Here is a 16389-nt window from a genome sequence, read left to right on the forward strand (position 1 = left end):
CGCACGCGTGCGGCCCGAGCGACGTCCGGCGACCAGTCGGCGTGCCGCTGTCGGTGTGTCCCGACCGGTCGGGAGGCTCGGCCCACGCCCGCCCCGCCGCCCCCGCCTGGTGGTGCGAGGTCGAGCACCCCGTGCGGCCCCGTCGCGGCGCACCGGGAGCGCAAGCTCGCGCCACGCGGACGACCGCGCTCGGTGCGCAGCGGGGTCAGCCCCCGCTGAGATCGCACTCCGTGTCGGCTCCCCCGCCCGCATGCCGACACGAAGTGCGATCTCAGCGAACATGTCGGGAGGCTCGGCCCGCGCCCGCCACGCCGCCCCCGCCCGGTGGTGCGAGGTCGAGCACCCCGTGCGGCCCCGTCGCGGCGCACCGGGAGCGCAAGCTCGCACCGCGCGGAGGACCGCGCACGGTGCGCGGGGCGCGGGCCGCTCCCGGGGCTAGGCGGACTCGGCGTCGGCGCGCAGCCGCATCCGCTGCGCGTCGAGGTCGACGAGCTGCCGCTGGATCTCACCACGGCGGTCGGACTGCTCGTTCGGGTCGGCGCGCTGCAGCTGCCCGAGGAGCGAGGCCTTGCGCGCGAGCAGGTCCCGCTCGACGAGCGCCACGACGATCCCGCGGCAGTAGATGGCGAGGTCCTCGTCGGTGCGGGCGGGGATCGGCGCCAGCGCGAGCTCGGACACCAGGCCGCGGACGGGCGCCGGCACGTCCGAGGTGAGGCGGTCGAGCCAGTCCGACGCACCGAGGGCATCGACGTTGGCCACGACGGCGTCCCGCACCACGGCGAGCATCGGCGCGGAGAAGGTCGCTGCGGCGGCGAGGCCGAGCAGTGGCGCACCGACCGACGTCGGCTGCTGCACCATCGCCATCACGGCGTCGCGCTCCATCCGGGTGATGAGGTCGTTCGGCAGCGACCGGAGTCCGGCGACCGGCTCGTCGAGCGGTGCGACGAGCTGCCCGCCCGGGCCGGCTTGGCCGACCGGCACCGAGCTGTGCGAGCGGGCGTCCGAGGCGGCGCGGGAACGAGCGCCCTCGACGGCACTCCGGACCTCGCCCATCTCGAGGCCGAGCCACCCCGCGAGCTCCCGGACGTAGCCCTGGGTCAGCGAACGGTCACGGATGCCGGCGAGCACGGGCGCGGCCGACCGGAGCGCGGCGACGCGGCCCTCCACCGTCTCGAGGTCGTGGCCGTCGAGCGTGCGACGGATCATGAACTCGAACATCGGACGCTTGTTGGTCACCAGTCGGCGGATCGCGTCGTCGCCCCGCGCCAACCGGAGGTCGCACGGGTCGAGGCCGCCGGGCGCCACGGCGACGTAGGTCTGTGCGGCGAAGCGCTGCTCCTCGGCGAACGCCCTGGACGCGGCCCGCTGGCCGGCCTCGTCCGGGTCGAACGTGAAGACGACCTCGCCGTTGGCGTTCGGGTCGCCCCCGCTGACGTCGCCGAGCATCGGCCGCAGCACCTTGATGTGGTCGACACCGAACGACGTGCCGCACGTGGCGACCGCGGTGGTGATGCCGGCGAGGTGGCAGGCCATGACGTCGGTGTAGCCCTCGACGATGACGACCTGCTTCTGCTTCGAGATGTCGCGGCGGGCGAGGTCGAGCCCGTAGAGCACGTGGCTCTTGTGGTAGATCGGGGTCTCGGGGGTGTTGAGGTACTTCGGGCCCTTGTCGTCCTCGAGCAGCCGCCGGGCACCGAAGCCGATCGTGGCGCCGGTGACGTCGCGGATCGGCCACATCAGGCGCCCACGGAAGCGGTCGTACGGAGACCGGTCACCCTGGCTGACGAGCCCGGCCGAGGTCAGTTCCTCGAGCGTGAAGCCCTGCCCCTTGAGGTGGTCCTTCAGCGCGTCGAACGACTTCGGGGCGAACCCCACGCCGAAGTGCGCCGCGGCGGCCGGGTCGAAGCCGCGCTCCCCCAGGAAGCGCCGGGCGGGCTCGGCCTGCGGCGTCGTGAGCTGCGCGACGTAGTACTTGGCCGCGGCCTCGTTCGCCGCGATGAGCCGCGCCCGGGTGTTGTAGTCGGTGCGGGGCCCGTCGCCCTCGTCGTAGTGGAGGGTGAAGCCGATCTTCGCGGCCATCCGCTCGACGGCCTCGGAGAACGTGGTGTGGTCCTGCTTCATGATGAAGCTGAAGACGTCGCCGTCCTCGCCGCACCCGAAGCAGTGGTACCGCCCGACCTGCGGGCGGACGTGGAACGACGGGGAGCGCTCGTCGTGGAAGGGGCAGAGTCCCTTCAACGAGCCCACCCCGGCGGACTTCAGCGTGACGTAGTCACCGACGACGTCGGCGATGTTCACGCGTGCGCGAACCTCGTCGATGTCGTTCCGCGCGATGAGTCCAGCCACCCCTCGATCCTAGTTCGCGGGACTGGGCACGCCGACCGCTCAGACGGGGATGTGGACGGTCTCGCGTTCGCCCACGACGAGACGACGGTGCCATGCGATCGCGCCCTGGTCGGTGAGGTTCGCGACCTGGTCCACGACGGCCCGCAGGCGCCCGGTGTCGTCGTCGGCCTGGCGCCAGTCGGCGGCGAACCCGGGCTCGAGGGCGTCGTCACCGCGATCGGCCAGCACGTCGAGGAGCTCGGTCAGCACACGGCGCTGGTCCTCGTACACCGGCTGCCGGTCGCCCTGCGTCATCACGAACGCCGCGACGATGCCCTTGAGCACCGCGATCTCGCCGATGATCTCCGGCGGGGTGACGACCGACGCGGCGAACCGGACCAGCGACCCCGAGGCGTAGGCGTCCCGCGTGGCCGTCGTCGCCGTGCGGGCGAACCGACCGATGAGCTGCGACGTCAGGTTCTTCAGCCGGGCGGAGTCGCGTCGGGAGCCGTCGTACGAGGTCATCCACAGCGGCAGCGCCCGGAGTCGGTCGAAGGCCTCGAGCAGTTCGTCGCGGCTGAGGTCGTCCCCGACCCAGGCGTGCATGGCGGACACGATGTCGTTCTCGCCGACCCGGTCCCCCAGCGCGGCGACGTCGATGAACCCGGCGACGACGGCGTCCTCGAAGTCGTGGACGGAGTACGCGATGTCGTCGGACAGGTCCATCACCTGGGCCTCGATGCAGCGCTGGCGTCGGGGAGCGCCGGCGCGGAGCCACTCGAAGGCGTCGTGGTCGTCGTCGTAGAACCCGAACTTCGTGCGCCCGGAGGACGCTTCGCCGACACCCTGCGACGCCGGCCACGGGTACTTGCACGAGGCGTCGAGCGATGCCCGGGTCAGGTTGAGACCGTAGGCGCGGTCCTGGTCCGGCCCGGAGCCGTAGACCTTCGGCTCGAGCCGCGTGAGCAGCCGCAGGGTCTGCGCGTTGCCCTCGAACCCGCCGATGCCCACCGCCCAGGCGTTGACCGCGGTCTCGCCGTTGTGGCCGAACGGCGGGTGGCCGATGTCGTGTGCCAGGCAGGCGGTGTCGACGACGTCGGGGTCGAGCCCGAGCGAGTCGGCGAGCTCCCGGCCGACCTGAGCGACCTCGAGCGAGTGCGTCAGGCGGTTCCGCGCGAAGTCGAGCCCCGTCGTCGGGCTGAGCACCTGGGTCTTGGCGGCCAGACGCCTGAGCGCGCTGGAGTGCAGCAGGCGGGCGCGGTCACGGGCGAAGTCGGAGCGGCGGCTGCCGTGCTCCTCGGGCAGCCAGCGCTCGGCGTCGGCGGGCCCGTACGAGGCGGTGGCGCTCATCCGCCGCTGTGGTGCATCTCGGCGGCGGCGAGGACCTTGCGGAACTCCGCGTCGACGTCGTGGGACTCGAGCCAGCGGTCGGGCAGTGCCGTCCGCTTCGGGTGCCCGGCGCGACCGCGGGGGCCCTCGGCACCGGCACCCGGGTAGGGGGCCGCGGCGTCGAGCTGGCCGAGCAGGTCGTCGATCTCCTGCAGGCTCGATGCCAGTGCGAGCCCGGACCGGACGTCGCTGCCGATGGGGTACCCCTTGAAGTACCAGGCGACGTGCTTGCGCATGTCGCGGCACCCGTGGTCCTCGGACTCGAAGAACTCCACGAGCAGCTCCACGTGTCGACGGAACCCCTCGGCGACCTCCCCGAGGGTCGGCATGTAGCGCAGCCCCTCGCCGCGGAACGCCGCCGCGAGGTCGCCGAACAACCACGGCCGCCCCAGGCAGCCGCGCCCGACGACGACACCGTCGCAGCCGGTCTCGTCGACCATGCGCAGGGCGTCGGCGGCGGACCAGATGTCGCCGTTGCCGAGGACGGGGATGTCGGTGACCGCTTCCTTCAGCGTCGCGATCGCCGACCAGTCCGCCTGGCCGGAGTAGTGCTCGTTCGCGGTGCGCGCGTGCAGCGAGACCGCGGCGACGCCGGCGTCCCGCGCGATGCGGGCGGCGTCGAGGTAGGTGAGGTGGTCGGCGTCGATGCCCTTGCGCATCTTCACCGTGACGGGGACGTCCCCGGCGGCGCGGACGGCCTTCGTGACGAGGTCGCGGAACAGGTCCGTCTTCCACGGCAGCGCCGCACCGCCGCCCTTGCGCGTGACCTTCGGCACCGGGCACCCGAAGTTCAGGTCGATGTGGTCGGCGCGGTCCTCGGACACGAGCATGGTGACGGCTTCGGCCACGGTGTTCGGCTCGACGCCGTACAGCTGGATCGACCGCGGGGTCTCGGACTCGTGGTGCTGGATGAGCCGCATCGACTCGGGCGTGCGTTCGACCAGGGCGCGGGACGTGATCATCTCGCAGACGTACAGCCCGGCGCCGTACTCGCGGCAGAGCCGGCGGTAGGCCGTGTTCGTGATCCCGGCCATCGGCGCGAGCACGACGGGCACGTCGACCTGGATCGGGCCGATGCGCAGCGGCTTCGCCGGGACCCCGAGCGGGGCACCGGCGTGGGCGTCGACGGGTGCGTGTGTGATGGTCATACCCCTTCATTGTCCCATGCCCCTCGCCATCCCTGCGGAAGCGCGGACAGCTGTGGAGAACTAGCGTTGTCCCCATGACGACGACCGACCCCATCGCCCGCTTCGACGCCGACGCCACCGCCCGCGGGCTGCACGTCGAGGTCGTCGAACGTCCCGCCGCGGACTCCCTGGCCCAGGCCGCCGAACTGCTCGGCATCACGGCTGGCGACGTCGTGAAGACCCTCGTCGTGAAGCGCCACGACGGCGACTTCGTGCTGGCGCTCGTCCCCGGCGGCCGCAGCATCGCCTGGAAGAAGCTCCGCGCCGTCGTCGGCGTCAACAAGCTCTCGATGCCCGACGCCGCCACGGCCCTCGAGGCCTCCGGCTACGAACGCGGCACCATCACCCCGATCGGCGCGACCGGGGACCTGCCCGTCTACGCCGACGAGCGGATCGTCGGCCGCCGGGTGGCACTCGGCGCCGGCCGACACGGCGCGAGCGCCTTCGTGGACGCCGACGACCTCATCGCCGCGTACGGCGCGACGGTCGCCGACATCACGGACGAGGAACCGCAGCGCTGAAGCGACGAGGAACGCTGGCGCTGGCCAGGGACGCCCTCAGTCCGGGACCTCGCTCCAGTCCCCCTCGGCGCCGGGCACGAAGCACGCGTCGCCCTCGCAGACCGGTGCCCCACCGGGGGTGACCAGCGTCAGGAGCGCAGGTCGAGCCTCCAGACCGACCTTTCCGTCCACACCGGCCGGGAGGCCCGCCCCACCGCCCGCAGGCATGCCGAGGCCCGTCATCGGGTCGCCGCCACGTCGGCGCTCGCGTCGTCCGTCGCGCGCTCGGTCGCCGAGGCGACCTCCTCCGGCGTCGTGCCGCGGAGCGCGACGACCTGCTGCAGCACCTGCTCGAACGCCGCCGGGTCCTGGGCGCCCGAGACGCCGTACTTGCCGTCGATGACGAAGAACGGCACCCCGTTGATGCCGAAGGCCTGCGCCTGGGCCTGGTCGGCGCGCACGGCGGCGAGCTGGGCGTCGTCGCGGAGGGTGCGCAGCACCTCGTCGCGGTCGAGCCCGACCTCGGCGCCGAGGTCGGCAAGCGAGTCGTCCTGTCCGACGTGCTCACCGCGCTCGAAGTAGGCGGCGAAGAGCCGCTCGACCATCTCGAGCTGCTTGCCGTGCTGCTTGGCGAGGTGGATGACCTGGTGCGCCTTCACCGTGTTGGTGTGCCGGAGGGCGTCGTAGTCGTAGTGCAGGTCGACCTGCGCGGCGATGCCGGCGACCTGGTCGATCATCTGCTGCGCCTGCTGCACCGGCAGGCCCTTGTGCTGGGAGAGGAACTCGGCTTCGGTCCCCTCGAAGTCCACCGGGGTGTCGGGGCTCAGCTCGAACGAGTGGTACTCGATCTCGACACTGTGCCCATCACCCGTGGCACCGAACGCGGCGACGCCGGCCTCGAACTTGCGCTTGCCGATGTAGCACCAGGGGCAGGCGATGTCAGACCAGACGTCCACCTTCACAGAGTCGCTCATGCTCAACGACAACGCGGCCGTGGTGCTCCTATTCCTGCACCACACCGCGCAACGGACACAGCACCACGACGATGCGCGGTGCTGTGTCCGTTCCGTGGTGCCGTGGCGCCGTGGTGGTGCCGGCTACGCGCCGAGCAGGCGCTCCGCGAGGTACCCCTGCAGGCGGTCGAGGCCGACGCGCTCCTGGCTCATCGTGTCGCGCTCGCGCACGGTGACGGCCTGGTCCTCGAGCGTGTCGAAGTCGACGGTGATGCAGAACGGCGTGCCGATCTCGTCGTGGCGACGGTAGCGACGACCGATCGCGCCGGCGTCGTCGAAGTCCACGTTCCAGACCTTGCGCAGGTCGTCAGCGAGGCCGCGGGCGACGGGCGAGAGCTGCTCGTTGCGGGACAGCGGCAGCACGGCGGCCTTGACGGGCGCCAGGCGCGGGTCGAGGCGCAGCACGGTGCGCTTGTCCACGCCGCCCTTCGCGTTCGGGGCCTCGTCCTCGTGGTACGCGTCGAGCAGGAACGCCATGAGCGCACGCGTCAGGCCGAACGACGGCTCGATGACGTACGGCACGTACTTCTCGTTCGCCGCCTGGTCGAAGAAGCGAAGGTCCTTGCCCGAGGACTCGATGTGGTTGTTGAGGTCGAAGTCCGTGCGGTTCGCGACGCCCATGAGCTCGCCCCACTCGGTGCCCTGGAAACCGAAGCGGTACTCGATGTCGGCGGTGGCGTCGGAGTAGTGCGCACGCTCGCCGTCCGGCACGTCGAAGCGGCGCAGGTTCTCCGGGTCGATGCCGAGGTCGGTGAACCACGCGACCGAGTCGGCGATCCACTGCTCGTAGTGCTCCCCCGCCGAGGCCGGCGGGACGAAGTACTCGATCTCCATCTGCTCGAACTCGCGCGTGCGGAAGATGAAGTTGCCGGGCGTGATCTCGTTGCGGAACGCCTTGCCGACCTGGCCGATGCCGAACGGGGGCTTCATCCGGCTGGTCGTGACGACCTGGGCGAAGTCGACGAAGATGCCTTGCGCGGTCTCCGGGCGGAGGAAGTTCAGGCCCTCCTCCGACTCGACCGGGCCGAGGTAGGTCTTGAGCATGCCGGAGAACTCGCGGGGCTCGGTCCACTCACCGCGGGTGCCGCAGTTCGAGCAGGCGATCTCCGCCATGCCGCCCTCGGGCGCGCGGCCCTTCTTGGCCTCGAAGGCCTCGATGAGGTGGTCCTCGCGGAAGCGGTGGTGGCAGTGCAGGCACTCGACGAGCGGGTCGGTGAACGTCGCGACGTGCCCGGAGGCCTCCCACACCTTGCGGGGCAGGATGACGGCGGAGTCGAGCCCGACCATGTCCCCGCGTCCGCGGACGAACCGCTGCCACCACTGGCGCTTGATGTTCTCCTTCAGCTCGACGCCGAGGGGCCCGTAGTCCCACGCCGAGCGCGAACCGCCGTAGATCTCACCCGACTGGAAGACGAAGCCGCGGCCTTTCGCGAGGGCGATGACCGAGTCGAGACGGGAGGGCTGAGCCAAGGAGAACTCCATCAGTGTCGCCGAGCTGGATGCTCGGTGCGGGGAAGGGACCGGGCAAGCCTAACGGGCGAGCACCGCGGCGACGGCGTCCACGTCCGACTCGTCGTTCCAGTGGTGGAAGGCGAGCCGGAGCCGCCCCGCACGGCCCGACGCGGTGATCCCCGCCGCCCGCAGCGCCGCCAGCGCGGAGCCGGACGCGTCCGGGATCGTCACGATCGCCTGCGTCTGCCGGGCCGACCCGATGGCGTCCGTCAGCCGGTCTGCGAGGCCGGTGGCGTGCCTCCAGGCCGATGCCGTGTCGAGGGACGCGACGTGCCGCAGGGCGGCGACCGCCCCGGGCCAGGCCTGCCAGGCCGGGGACACGTCGAAGCGGCGGGCGTCGTCGGCGAGCCGCATGGCCGGCCCGTAGCAGGAGGCCCAGACGTCCGCGCCCGCGTACCAGCCGGCCTGGGTCGGGCGCAGCCAGCCGAGCGCGTCGTCCGAGAGGGTCATGAAGGCGACGCCGCGCGGCGCGCAGAGCCACTTGTAGGCGTGGGTGACCGTCACGTCGTACGGCTCGGCCGACACCGGCAGCACCCCGGCCGCCTGGGTGAGGTCGCAGAGCGTCCGGGCGCCGACCATGCGCGCAGCCGCGACGATGGCTGCCGAGTCCACGACGACGCCGGTGGCTGACTGCACGGCGGACCACGCGACGAGCGCGGTGTCGGACCGCAGACTGGTCGCCAGCGCCTGGAGCGGCACGCTCCGGACGCGGACGCCGCGGTGCGCCTGGGCGAGGAACGGGAACACGATCGAGCTGAAGTCACCGTCGGGCACGACCACCTCGGCGCCGTCGGGCAGCGCCGCCGCGACGACCGCCGTCATCGCCGAGGTCTGCGAGCCGGTCGCGATCCGCTCCGCGGGCACGCCGACCACCTGGCCGAAGAGCTCGCGGCCCGCCTCGACGAGGCCGCCGTAGCGGACCGGGTCCACGTGGCCGCCTCCCCAGAGGTCGAGGTCGGACCGCATCGCGGCGAGCGTCCCGTGCGTCGGGAGCCCGGCGGTGCAGGCGGCGAGGTAGCCGTGGCCGTCGACGAAGGAGTCCATGGACGCCATCGTCGTGCCGGCCCGGGCATCACACCAGGACAGCTTGCTTCGCCCTGCCATAACATCTCGTTGTGGACGACCTCGACCCGCAGCTGCTCCGGACCCTCCGTGCCGTCGCCGACGCCGGCTCCATCACCGGTGCCGCGGCGTCCCTCGGGTACAGCCAGCCTGCCGTCAGCCAGCTGCTCCAGCGCGCAGAACAGCGACTCGGCCACGCCCTCGTGCTCCGCGGTGCCCGCGGCGTGAGCCTGACCGAGGCCGGGCAGGTCCTCGCCGACCACGCCCTGCACGTGCAGGCAGCGTTGACCGCCGCCCGCGAGGACCTCGACGCCGTCGGCGGCCTCACCCGCGGGCGGGTCCGGATCGCCGGGTTCCCGAGTGCGTCCTCCACGCTCGTCCCGGCCGTGCTCGCCTGGCTGGCCGACCGCGTCCCCGGCGTCACGACCACCTACGTCGAGGTCGAACCGCCCGAGGCGCTCGCGATGCTGCGGCGCGGGGAGGCGGACGTCGCGCTGACCTTCACCTACGTGGGCGACGAGGTCGGGGCGGTGCCGGACCCGGGGCTGCTGACGCGGTCGATCGGGCGGGACCCGTTGGCGCTGGTCACGCCGGTGGGGGCAGGTGCGGTTGCGGAGTCGGCGGTCCGGTCTGGAGGCTCGGATCGCGGTGGTCCCGTCGGTACGGGTGGCGCCGTGGCTGGGTCAGGCGCTGCTGCTGGCGACCGGTCGGTCGTCGTGGACCTCGCGTCGCAGCGGGACGCCCGGTGGATCGGGGGCTGCCCGCGCTGCCGGGGGCACCTGCTCGCCTCGTGCGCGACGGCCGGGTTCACGCCGGACATCGTGCTCGAGACCGACAACGCCGCAGCGGTCGTGGGGCTCGTCGCAGCGGGGCTCGGGGTGGCGCTGCTCCCCCGGTTGGCCCTCGCGACGACGGTCATCCCCGCCGGGGTGTCGGTCGACCCCGTGGACGAGGACCTGGCCCGCCACGTCGAGGTCGTCGTCGCCCGCGGGGCCGAGCGGGTGCCGAGTGTCCGCGCCACGCTCGAGGCCGTGCGGTCGGCCGCGGCCCTGCTCGCCTGAGCCGCGTGGGTTCGGTCCGCGGCGCGGGTTCGCGGTGCCGAGACTCGGCTGCGCGGACATCCTGCGGGTGCCGGAACGCGCACGGTGTCCGCGGGGGCGAGACTCGTGCCCGCGCCGCCGCCCGGGGTCAGGCGGTCGGGACGTCCACCGCGCCGCCGAAGCGCCGGTCGCGGCGGGCGTACTCCTCCACCGCGCCCCACAGGTCGGTGCGCCGGAAGTCCGGCCAGAGCCGGTCGAGGAACACCATCTCCGCGTACGCCGACTGCCACAGCAGGAAGTTGCTGGTCCGCTGTTCGCCCGAGCTCCGCAGGAACAGGTCGACGTCGGGCATGTCCGGCACGTAGAGGCGGCGGGCCAGGGCCTTCTCGGTCACCTGGCTCGGCTTGAGCTTCCCCGCGGCGACGTCCTCGGCCATCCCCCGGACGGCGTCGACGATCTCGTTCCGGCCGCCGTAGTTGACGCACATGGTCAGCGTCAGGACGTCGTTGCCCGCCGTCATCCGTTCGGCGGTCTCGAGCTCGTCGATGACGCTCCGCCACAGCCGAGGACGCCGACCGGCCCACCGCACCCGCACGCCCCACTCGTTGAGCTGGTCGCGCCGACGCCGGATCACGTCGCGGTTGAAGCCCATCAGGAAGCGCACCTCCTCGGGGGAACGCTTCCAGTTCTCCGTCGAGAACGCATAGGCCGAGATGTGCTTGACGCCGATCTGGATCCCGCCGGCGACGACGTCGAGGAGCGAGGCCTCGCCCGCCTTGTGGCCCTCGATCCGCGTGAGCCCACGGCCGTTCGCCCACCGACCGTTGCCGTCCATCACGATCGCCACGTGCTCGGGGACGAACCGCTGCGGGATCGCCGGGGGCGTCTGCCCCGTCCAGTCGACCGGACGGAAGGGCTCGGGAGCGTCGGTGCGGCGGGGGCTCATGCGGTGCTGGTTCCTTCGTGGACGTCGGGGAGGGCCGGGGTCGGCGTCGCGGCGACCGCCCGTGCCGTCGCAGCCGGCCCGTCGTGCGTGAGCGGAACCGGGGCGGGGTGCTCCGTGCGGTCGACGTGCGGCAGCGACTTGAGCGATCGTTCCAGGTGCCACTGGGCGTACGCGGCGACCACGCCGGAGGCCCGCGACCTGGTCCGTTCGTCCGCCGCGTCCACCGAGGCCCAGTCCCCCGCGAGCAGCGACCCCAGGATGTCGAGCGTCGTGACGTCGAGTCGCGGCGACCCGGGCGGCGCAGCCCCGTCCGCCACGACCCCGCCGAGCTGGACGACGAACGCCGAGTGCGGGCCAGGCTCGCCCGTGACCGCGCAGTCCGAGAACGAGGGCGCCCACCCCGCGATGCTCATCGCCCGCAGCAGGTAGGAGTCGAGCGTCGCGGACGGCACGTGCTCGCCGCGGGACAGCGACCGCAGTGCCCCGACGAGGAGCAGGTACTGCTGCAGGCCGGCGTCCGCCTCACTCAGACGGTCGGCGGTCTCGACCATGGCGCTGGCCGCGGTGTACGCGCTGTAGTCGGCCACGATCTGCGCGCCGTACGCCCCGAGGGACTCGGCCTGCGTGACGATGTCGAGCGAGCGGCCCTCGTAGAACTGGGCGTCGACGACCATGAACGGCTCGAGGCGGCTGCCGAACTTCGACGCCGTCCGCCGCACGCCCTTCGCGACCGCACGGATCTTGCCGTGCTGGCGGCTGAGCATGGTGACGATGCGGTCCGCCTCACCGAGCTTGTGGGTGCGGAGCACGACGCACTCGTCCCGGTACAGCGGCATGCCCCCAGTATCCCCCGCCGCGCCGACACCCCGCTCCAGGCGCGGCCGCGCGCAGCGGGTCCTCTCGCGCGTCGCGGGTCCTCCCGCGCGTAGCGGGTCACATCTTCCGACCTGCAACGCGCGAATCCGCTTGCCATCACACCCGACATGGGTGCGAACGCACCACGGCCGGGAGGCGCGGTGCGGGTCGGACCCGCACCGCGCCTCCCGGCCCCGGTCACGCCGTCCAGCCCCGCACTCGCACTAGCCCGCGCAACCAAGACCGCTGAGATCGCACTTCGTGTCGGGTCCTCGCTTCGCGAGCCGGCACGAAGTGCGATCTCAGCGCGGGCGGGCGTGCTCCGAGCCGCAGAGCGGCGCGGTGCTACGCGGTGACGAGCTCCGGCGACGTCGCGCCGGAGGCGGCGCCCGCGCGGACCGCGCGGTTCACCGCGGAGACGATCGCCTTGAGCGACGCGGTCGCGATGTCGGCGTCGATGCCGACGCCCCACAGCCGTGTGCCGTCGACGTCGAGCTCGACGTACGAAGCGGCCTTGGCGTCACCCGAGGCGCTCATGGTGTGCTCCGAGTAGTCGTACAGCGTGACCGCGACGCCCTGCTCCCGCATCACGGTGAGGAAGGCGTCGATCGGACCGGTGCCGACGGCCTCGGCGGTGACGCTGCCGTCGTCGACGCGCATCGCGACCGACAGGTTCGTCGTGCCGTCGAAGTCGCTCGAGGTCGCCGTCTTCGTGATCTCGTAGCGGCCCCACTTGTCCTCGTCGACGGGTGCCGGCAGGTACTCGTCGCGGAACAGGTCCCAGATCTTGTCCGAGCTGAACTCGCCGCCCTCGGTGTCGGTGCGCTGCTGCACGACGCCGGAGAACTCGATCTGCAGCTTGCGGGGCAGGTCGATGGCGTGGTCGGTCTTGAGCAGGTACGCCACTCCGCCCTTGCCCGACTGGGAGTTGACGCGGATGACGGCCTCGTACGACCGGCCGATGTCCTTCGGGTCGACGGGCAGGTAGGGAACGGCCCACTCGACCTCGTCGATGGACTTGCCCGCCGCCGCGGCCTTCGCCTTCATCGCGTCGAAGCCCTTGTTGATGGCGTCCTGGTGGGAACCGCTGAAGGCCGTGTAGACGAGGTCGCCCGCCCACGGCTGGCGCTCCGGCACGGGCAGCTGGTTGCAGTACTCGACGGTGCGCTTGACCTGGTCGATGTCCGAGAAGGAGATCTCCGGGTCGATGCCCTGCGTGAACAGGTTCATGCCGAGGGCGACCAGGTCGACGTTGCCGGTGCGCTCCCCGTTGCCGAACAGGCAGCCCTCGATGCGGTCCGCGCCGGCCAGGTAGCCGAGCTCGGCGGCGGCCACGGCGGTGCCACGGTCGTTGTGCGGGTGCAGGGAGAGCAGCACGTCCTCGCGGTGCGCCAGGCGCCGGGACATCCACTCGATCGAGTCGGCGTAGACGTTCGGCGTCGCCATCTCGACCGTCGCGGGCAGGTTGATGATCACCTTGCGGTCCGGGGTGGGCTCGAAGACCTCGAGCACGGCGTTGCAGATCTGCAGCGCGACCTCGAGCTCGGTGCCCGTGTAGGACTCCGGCGAGTACTCGTAGTAGACGGTGGTGTCGTGCTGCAGCGTGGCCTCGGCGGCCTTGCACAGCTTCGCACCGGCGACGGCGATGTCCACGACACCCTGGACGTCGGTGCGGAACACGACCTCGCGCTGCACGATCGAGGTCGAGTTGTAGAGGTGGACGATGGCCTGCTTGGCACCGTCGATCGCCTCGTAGGTGCGCTGGATGAGGTGCTCGCGCGCCTGGGTCAGCACCTGGATCGTGACGTCGTCGGGGATCGCGCCCTCGTCGATCAGGCTGCGGACGAAGTCGAAGTCCGTCTGCGAGGCGCTCGGGAACCCGACCTCGATCTCCTTGTAGCCCATGCCGACCAGCAGGTCGAACATCGCGCGCTTGCGCTCGGCGTCCATCGGGTCGATGAGTGCCTGGTTGCCGTCACGCAGGTCGACGGCACACCAGCGAGGGGCCTTCTCGATGCGCTTCGTCGGCCAGGTGCGGTCCGGCAGCTCGACCGTGATCTGCTCGTGGAACGGGACGTACTTGTGGATCGGCATCCCGGAGGGGCGCTGGGTGTTCTGCATCGTTTCGTCGCTTTCGTCGTTGCGCTGGTCGTCAGCACTCGCGTGTGTGCGGCCACGACGGACTCCGCGACGAGGTGGGCCGTTGAGTCAGGCCTCGTCGCGGCAGCGAAGGAGGAGGAGCGCCGAGTACATCCCGTTCACCGTAGCACCGCACGTCACCCGTGTGACAGCGCGGCGTGCGCGGGGTCGCCGGTGCCGCGCCCGCCGCGACGGGCGCGGCAGCGCGTCAGTCGACCGCGAGGGCCTCCGTCGGCGAGACGCGCATCGCCCGGCGGACCGGGGCGACCGTGGCGGCGACCGCGAGGACGAGTGCCCCGACGACCACGATGAAGATCGTCAGCGGCGGCAGTACCGGTGCTCCGGGCGACCCCAGCGACCCGAGCAGCGTCTGCCCGCCGACCCAGCCGTACACCGTGCCGAGCACCAACCCGGTGACGACGGCCGCGACCACCATCTGGACGGCCTCGGTGATGATCATCCGACGGACCTGCGCCCCGGTGAGCCCCAGCACCCGCAGGAGCCCGAGCTCGCGGCGCCGCTGCAGCACACCGAGCGCGAGGGCATTGACGACCCCGACGGCGGCGATCACGGCGGAGAAGCCGACGATCACGCTGACGACCCCGTTGACCTGCACGAAGACGTCCCGGAGCTGCTCGACCTGCGCCTTGCCGCCGCCGCCGAACTGTGCGCGGAGCTGCTCCTCGAGCAGGTGCTGCATCATCCCGAGGGCGACGGCGAACGTGACCAGCAGCGTCACGCCGATGACGAGCCCGATGGTCGCCCGCGAGGCACGCCCGGGTGCCCGCAGCGCGTTCCGGCCAGCGAGGAGCACCACCGGGTCCTTCGCGCCGATCCGTCCGATCAGGGACAGGACCGGCGGCATCACGAGCGTGGCACCGACGGCGACGCCGGCGAACGAGATGAACCCGCCGAGGGCCGCGGGGAGCACGGCGATCGGGGTGCTGGAGCTGAGCAGGAGGCCGAGCAGCATCAGCGCAGCGCCGCCGGCCATGAGCAGGATCGCCCAGACCTTCCGCGGCAGGCCCGACTTGACGTCGTCGTGGCTCGGTTCGACGACGGACGACAGGGCCTGCAACGGGGTGACGGTCAGCACGCGACGCGACCCGACCGCGAAGGCCCCCCAGGTGGCGAGCACGACGGCGATGACCGGGAGCACGAGCTGCCACGGCACGAGTGTGTACGACGTGTCGGGCAGGAAGCCGTTGCCGCGGAGCACCGCGACGAACAGCGCGGACAGCCCGGTGCCGACGACGACGCCGATGAGGCCACCGATCACCCCGACCACCAGCCCGGCGCGGGTGATCCTGGAACGCAGGGTGGCACCGGTGGCGCCCACGAGCCGCTGGAGCGCGATGACCCGCGTCTGTCCGGCGATCAGCGTGGCGCAGGTGTTGGCGGTGACGATCGCCCCGACGTACAGCGCGATGCCGAGGAAGAGCCACCCGACGACGTCGAGCACGGACTTCACCGAGGCGACGTCGCCCAGGCCGGCCGTCCGGAGTGCCTCGGTCACGATGCCCGGCGCGATGACCAGCGCGGAACCGAACGTGGTGCCGAGCGCGGCGACGAGGATGGTGGGCGAGAAGTCGCGGACGGCGTTCATGCTGCGGCCTCCATCCCGAGCATCGTGGTGGAGATCTCGGCGGCGCTCATCGCGGGGCGGTCGCCCACGATGCGGCCGTCGGCGAGGAACAGGATGCGGTCCGCGTTGGCGGCGGCGACCGGGTCGTGGGTCACCATCACGACGCTCTGGCCCCACTCGGCGACGGCACCGCGGAGGATCCCGAGGACGTCCCGCCCCGTGCGGGAGTCGAGGGCGCCGGTCGGTTCGTCGGCGACGACGACGGCAGGACGGGACGCCAACGCGCGGGCGATCGCGACGCGCTGCTGCTGCCCGCCGGACAGCTGGTGCGGACGGTGCGAGAGCCGGTTTCCCAGCCCGAGCTGGTCCACGAGCCGGTCGATCCAGGCGTTCTCCTCAGCAGACGTCCGGTGCCCGCCGAGCAGGAACGGCAGCCGGATGTTCTCGCTGACGTCGAGCGTCGGGACCAGGTTGAACGACTGGAAGACGAAGCCGAGCCGGCGCCGCCGGAGCTCGGTGAGGTCCTTGTCGCCGAGGTCGGTGATGTCGACGCCGTCGATGTGGATGCGGCCGGTCGACACGGTGTCGAGCCCGGCTGCGACGTGCATGAGCGTGGACTTGCCGGAGCCGGACGGGCCCATCACCGCGGTGAACTCGCCCGCGCCGATGTCGACGCTGACGTCGTCGAGTGCGGTGACGCGGCGGGCCGCGTCACCGAAGTGCTTGGAGACGTGGTCGAGTCGGATGATGGGAGCGTGGCTGGTGGTCATGGTCCAACGATGACGCCCAGGAGGCCCGTCCCGCGTCCGCCGGTCGGCTCCTGTGGATGGACCGCT

General features: G+C 72.1%; 13 protein-coding genes. 2 read left to right on the plus strand and 11 right to left on the minus strand.

Features of this window, described 5'->3' with window-relative positions; translation table 11 throughout:
• Positions 1-435: 435 nt before the first annotated feature.
• The 3 genes from dnaG to dusB are packed head-to-tail and all read right to left on the minus strand — an operon-like array spanning position 436 to position 4862.
• Positions 436-2346, minus strand: a complete 1911-nt coding sequence (dnaG, locus tag ITJ54_RS03990) for a DNA primase (RefSeq protein ID WP_194625976.1) — start codon at positions 2344-2346, stop codon at positions 436-438.
• 39 nt (positions 2347-2385) lie between these two features.
• Complete coding sequence (locus ITJ54_RS03995; protein ID WP_194625977.1) at positions 2386-3675, minus strand: deoxyguanosinetriphosphate triphosphohydrolase; 1290 nt, start codon at positions 3673-3675, stop codon at positions 2386-2388.
• Positions 3672-4862 carry a tRNA dihydrouridine synthase DusB gene (gene dusB, locus ITJ54_RS04000; protein ID WP_228508182.1) on the minus strand — a complete coding sequence of 397 codons (1191 nt, stop codon included), beginning with the start codon at positions 4860-4862 and terminating at the stop codon, positions 3672-3674. Before dusB ends, ITJ54_RS03995 begins: the two co-directional genes overlap by 4 nt.
• Positions 4863-4936: 74 nt before the next feature.
• Between dusB and ITJ54_RS04005 the strand changes: the two genes are divergently transcribed.
• Positions 4937-5422, plus strand: coding sequence for an aminoacyl-tRNA deacylase (locus ITJ54_RS04005; protein WP_194625978.1), 486 nt, complete (start codon positions 4937-4939; stop codon positions 5420-5422).
• A 218-nt stretch (positions 5423-5640) separates the two neighbouring features.
• Here the strand turns inward: ITJ54_RS04005 and ITJ54_RS04010 are convergent, their stop codons facing one another.
• The 3 genes from ITJ54_RS04010 to ITJ54_RS04020 form a co-directional block, all read right to left on the minus strand.
• The gene (locus tag ITJ54_RS04010) at positions 5641-6375 is read right to left on the minus strand and encodes a DsbA family oxidoreductase (protein WP_194625979.1); all 735 of its coding nucleotides are present in this window, start codon (positions 6373-6375) and stop codon (positions 5641-5643) included.
• Between the two features lie 123 nt (positions 6376-6498).
• A complete protein-coding gene (locus ITJ54_RS04015; protein ID WP_228508185.1) occupies positions 6499-7884 on the minus strand; it encodes a glycine--tRNA ligase in 1386 nt (461 codons plus the stop codon).
• Between the two features lie 60 nt (positions 7885-7944).
• Positions 7945-8970 (minus strand): aminotransferase class V-fold PLP-dependent enzyme, encoded by a 1026-nt coding sequence (locus ITJ54_RS04020; protein WP_194625981.1) that lies wholly within the window; start codon positions 8968-8970, stop codon positions 7945-7947.
• A gap of 71 nt (positions 8971-9041) precedes the next feature.
• On the opposite strand from ITJ54_RS04020, the gene ITJ54_RS04025 reads away from it, so the two are divergent.
• Complete coding sequence (locus ITJ54_RS04025) at positions 9042-10049, plus strand: LysR family transcriptional regulator (protein WP_194625982.1); 1008 nt, start codon at positions 9042-9044, stop codon at positions 10047-10049.
• Between the two features lie 127 nt (positions 10050-10176).
• Here ITJ54_RS04025 and ITJ54_RS04030 read toward each other — a convergent pair whose 3' ends face one another.
• From ITJ54_RS04030 to ITJ54_RS04050, 5 genes are all read right to left on the minus strand, one after another.
• A complete protein-coding gene (locus ITJ54_RS04030; RefSeq protein ID WP_194625983.1) occupies positions 10177-10974 on the minus strand; it encodes an isoprenyl transferase in 798 nt (265 codons plus the stop codon).
• Positions 10971-11810, minus strand: a complete 840-nt coding sequence (gene recO, locus ITJ54_RS04035) for a DNA repair protein RecO (protein ID WP_194625984.1) — start codon at positions 11808-11810, stop codon at positions 10971-10973. The genes ITJ54_RS04030 and recO overlap by 4 nt, the downstream gene beginning before the upstream one ends.
• Positions 11811-12174: 364 nt before the next feature.
• The gene (leuA, locus tag ITJ54_RS04040; protein ID WP_194625985.1) at positions 12175-13950 is read right to left on the minus strand and encodes a 2-isopropylmalate synthase; all 1776 of its coding nucleotides are present in this window, start codon (positions 13948-13950) and stop codon (positions 12175-12177) included.
• A 226-nt stretch (positions 13951-14176) separates the two neighbouring features.
• Positions 14177-15574 (minus strand): ABC transporter permease, encoded by a 1398-nt coding sequence (locus tag ITJ54_RS04045; RefSeq protein ID WP_194625986.1) that lies wholly within the window; start codon positions 15572-15574, stop codon positions 14177-14179.
• A complete protein-coding gene (locus ITJ54_RS04050; RefSeq protein ID WP_194625987.1) occupies positions 15571-16323 on the minus strand; it encodes an ABC transporter ATP-binding protein in 753 nt (250 codons plus the stop codon). Before ITJ54_RS04050 ends, ITJ54_RS04045 begins: the two co-directional genes overlap by 4 nt.
• Between the last annotated feature and the right edge of the window lie 66 nt (positions 16324-16389).

The sequence above is a fragment of the Curtobacterium sp. VKM Ac-2865 genome (assembly GCF_015350905.1).
Taxonomy (GTDB): domain Bacteria; phylum Actinomycetota; class Actinomycetes; order Actinomycetales; family Microbacteriaceae; genus Curtobacterium.